Origin of the sequence: Clostridium sp. SGI.024 (assembly GCF_050315195.1) — a bacterium.
In the GTDB taxonomy this organism is placed as follows: domain Bacteria; phylum Bacillota; class Clostridia; order Clostridiales; family Clostridiaceae; genus Clostridium.
The window spans coordinates 1-3,445 of the sequence record NZ_JBNPON010000119.1 but is presented as its reverse complement, the minus strand read 5'-3'; the positions used below and the strand labels follow the sequence as shown (position 1 = coordinate 3,445).

Here is a 3,445-nt window from a genome sequence, read left to right as displayed (position 1 = left end):
TTATTAAATAAGTTAAGAGTATACTTTTGGCTAGGACCCATCTTTGATTTTATTATATTTGTTATATTGTTTTCTATAGGAGTTAGTAGTGTATCTTATTCTTATTTAGCCTTAATCTCTTTAATTCATTTTGCAATTTCAACTTTAAATTTTTTTAATAATGATGGAAAATATGCAATTGGATTAAAGGAAGATAATCGAATAGCTTTTGATATAGTTAGAAATTACTCTATTTGTGGAAATGGTAATGTTTCTTATAAATCAAAAGGGATTTTAACAGATATCTATATAGAAATAGCAAAGAATATAACCATAGAACCTTTTGATGTTAATGACCTATGGAATTTTTTAAATAATATTTCCTTCTATACAAATTCATTACTTAGTTACTTAAATAAAGATATTTTTACTTTAGATCCTTCTACAATAGATTTTTTTAATATATTAATGAAAGATTTTGATAATATAAAAAAATATGATTACAGACAAGTTGAAAAAACCTCTATTTCTTTACTTTATTATTTTATATATAAAAAAATAATAGATACTTCTTTTACCCCTAATGAAGAACTTTCTAATAAAGTTTTTAAAGGTCTCAACCATAGTTATTATAAAAATATATATCTTCTATTTTTTAATAACAAAATTAATAATATTGATTATTTATTAAAGGAAAAAAATATGCCTCCTTCTATTTATACAATAGAAGGACAAAGCAAACTTCTTATAAACTTAGTTAATATATATAAGGATACTTTGGCATAAAAAAATACACCTCCAAATGTTAGATATTATGTCTAACATTTGAGGTGCACTTAAAAATATCTTCATTTTATTTTATACTGTGCCATAGTTACATTTTAAAGTCATCTTTTAAAGTCTATTTTTAATTTCCTTTACCCAATTTCTAGCTCCTTTTACAGAATCCCATGCAACTTCTGCATTTTTTACATAATAAATCGCATCTTCTTCTGATCCTAAGCTTTTTAATTCAGGTTGAACTTTTGGAAGCCTTTTTTGCTTAGTAATATAATTAACAACAAATGGATTGGACGCATTTGCAATCCTTAATGCTCTTTCTGCCTCTTCTAATTTACCTAATTTAAATAAATAAAGTGCTTTAGAGAACTTAGTAGCTGAAAGATAATCATCCTTAAACTTTATTAATATTTCTTCTGTTTCTTTATCTAAGCCTTCAGAAATTAACCAAGAAAGTAATACTCCTCTTATTAATAACCTATCTTCAGGGCATAGCTTTAATAAATCTGTAAATTCTTTTATTGCTTCTCTTCTTTCATTAATACTCCATAATAAATTGCCCAATCTATATTTTGCACTATAATAAGGTTTAGTTATTTCTAAGTCTAAATATTTTCCTATAAATTTGTCTATGTTTTCTTCTCCTATAACCTCTTTAGCAACTTCTACAGCTTTATAAGATAAGTTTTTTTGCTCTTCTTTGCTTATAGAATTATCATAAGATAAAATTATATAAGCTTCAGCGCATTTATCACTTATCATTAATGCTTCCTTTGCTAATTTTACCTTTTTATTAAAGTTTTTTTGATTCCATGCTTCATTTGCAATTTTATTTGCTTCAACTAAATTTTTATCTTCTTTAATAATAGGCTCATCTTCTATGTAACATTTATTATCTACAGCATCATATGTATCTTTTTCATCAGAAATTAAATCAATATTTTTGTTTTCCTCTTTATTTTCTTCCTTTGAAGATATTAACCATTTTTCTTCATCAATATTTATCATACTTCTTACTTCTTTAGATTTAGTAAGGCCTGTACTACTACTTACATCAAATAATTTGTAAAAGTCAGAAGCCTTAATCTCTATAGCAGATTTATTAGTAAATAATCCGTTTATTAAACCTATTGAGTGAACAATTCCGCAGGCCCAAGAATTAGCCTTACCCTTATTTAATTTAGAGTTCTCTAATTTAAATATTTCTTTACATAAGTTTTCTGCAAGAAACAAGTATTCATCATTTAAATTATTTTTGCATACCTCTTTAATAATACTTATTATTTCTGAACTTCTTTCGTTCTGTGTCTCTGTTGTTTTTTGCATTACTTATTTTCTCCTTTTTTATGGTATTTAGCCTTTAATAAATCATGTGTAAGCCGATGTTTTATATTATATGATATTTACATACATTTTTCAAATATTACTTAATCATATTTAAATTTAACTATATTTATGTAAATTGTAACTGTTTTCTTATTATGCTATAATAAAAATATTAATAATACACTAACCTACTTTAAAAGGAGGCGCATTTTTATGAAAAAATTTTTATTGGCAATATCATTATCTCTACTTATACCGATGACTTTAATTTCTTGTTCAAAATCAGCTAAGAACACAAAGAGTGAAGAAAATAAAGTTAGTAATTCTTCTTCAGTAAATAATAATAATAATGCAAGTTCTGAAAAAGACAATAATACTAATGATAAAAAAGATAATGAAACTGATGAAAAAGATAATGAAACAGTTGATAAAAACGATACGGAAAAACAAGTAAATGCAAAAATATATTACTACGATGCAGTATCTGATAAGATCGTCTACATAAATAAATCTATAAATGTTACTGATGATAATGTAGCAAAAATTTTAGTTGATGAATTAAAGAAATCACCAAATGCCGAAATATCACCTTCAATTTCTAATGAAATAACTTTAAATTCTTCAAGTTTAGATAAGAAAAATTCTACAATAGCAATAGATTTTTCTTCAAATTTTGTAAGTGCTCAAGAATTAGGTGGTGGTTCAGAATATAGTATTCTTACTGCAATAGTTAATACTTTTGGTAGTTATTTTAATGTGGAAAATGTATTAATAACTCTAGATGGTAAGCCTTATTCATCTGGTCACATTTTAATGAATGAGGGAGAAGCCTTTAAAGTAAATTTAAATGACGCTATAGAATTAAAGTAATAAATTGAGGATTACAATTATATGATTTACGACGAAAGCAAATGTCCAAATTGTGGTAATATTATAAAAGGTGACATTGTTTATAAGTGTACTAACTGTTACGATATATATTGTGAAGCTTGTGCTGGTGACGGTTTTGTAGATACTACTTGTCCTCATTGTGGAGATTTATCTGCTGAAAGGTTATTTGATATTAAATAATATATATTAAAACATAAAAAAATTTAGGAGCTGTTCATTTCAGCTCCTTTTTTCTTAATACTCTATTCCTCTTCTATAAAACAAATCATCTGAAATAACTGCAACTCCGACTACTCTAATTCCAGTTTCTAATTTTTCTTCACCTATGGGATTTATAGGATATGAATTACCATTATATTTTAAAACTCTAAAATCTAGTTTGTCTTTCTTTATTGACCTTACTATTAAATCATTGTAACCGTTACTTATATTTTCTGAAATTATAATAGGTGGAATAACATCTTTAATT

General features: G+C 25.1%; 4 protein-coding genes and 1 pseudogene. 3 read left to right on the top strand and 2 right to left on the bottom strand.

What is annotated here, in order from left to right; genetic code table 11:
* On the top strand, nt 1-765 hold a 765-nt coding region (locus tag ACQRD5_RS16850), incomplete at its 5' end, for a hypothetical protein (protein ID WP_427747090.1).
* Nucleotides 766-873: 108 nt separating this feature from the next.
* Here the strand turns inward: ACQRD5_RS16850 and ACQRD5_RS16845 are convergent.
* Nucleotides 874-2,085 carry a DUF6398 domain-containing protein gene (locus ACQRD5_RS16845; RefSeq protein WP_291630901.1) on the bottom strand — a complete coding sequence of 404 codons (1,212 nt, stop codon included), beginning with the start codon at nt 2,083-2,085 and terminating at the stop codon, nt 874-876.
* Between the two features lie 213 nt (nt 2,086-2,298).
* On the opposite strand from ACQRD5_RS16845, the gene ACQRD5_RS16840 reads away from it, so the two are divergent.
* Nucleotides 2,299-2,955, top strand: a complete 657-nt coding sequence (locus ACQRD5_RS16840) for a GerMN domain-containing protein (protein WP_291630903.1) — start codon at nt 2,299-2,301, stop codon at nt 2,953-2,955.
* Between the two features lie 21 nt (nt 2,956-2,976).
* Nucleotides 2,977-3,156 carry a hypothetical protein gene (locus ACQRD5_RS16835; protein WP_294166805.1) on the top strand — a complete coding sequence of 60 codons (180 nt, stop codon included), beginning with the start codon at nt 2,977-2,979 and terminating at the stop codon, nt 3,154-3,156.
* A 54-nt stretch (nt 3,157-3,210) separates the two neighbouring features.
* Here ACQRD5_RS16835 and ACQRD5_RS16830 read toward each other — a convergent pair.
* A pseudogene (locus tag ACQRD5_RS16830) lies at nt 3,211-3,445 on the bottom strand (hypothetical protein); the annotation flags it as partial.

What these genes read in the sequence shown, in the direction of transcription:
- ACQRD5_RS16845 (WP_291630901.1), bottom strand. Translation starts at nt 2,085, where the DNA reads ATGCAAAAAACAACAGAGACACAGAACGAAAGAAGTTCAGAAATAATA.
- ACQRD5_RS16840 (WP_291630903.1), top strand. Translation starts at nt 2,299, where the DNA reads ATGAAAAAATTTTTATTGGCAATATCATTATCTCTACTTATACCGATG.
- ACQRD5_RS16835 (WP_294166805.1), top strand. Translation starts at nt 2,977, where the DNA reads ATGATTTACGACGAAAGCAAATGTCCAAATTGTGGTAATATTATAAAA.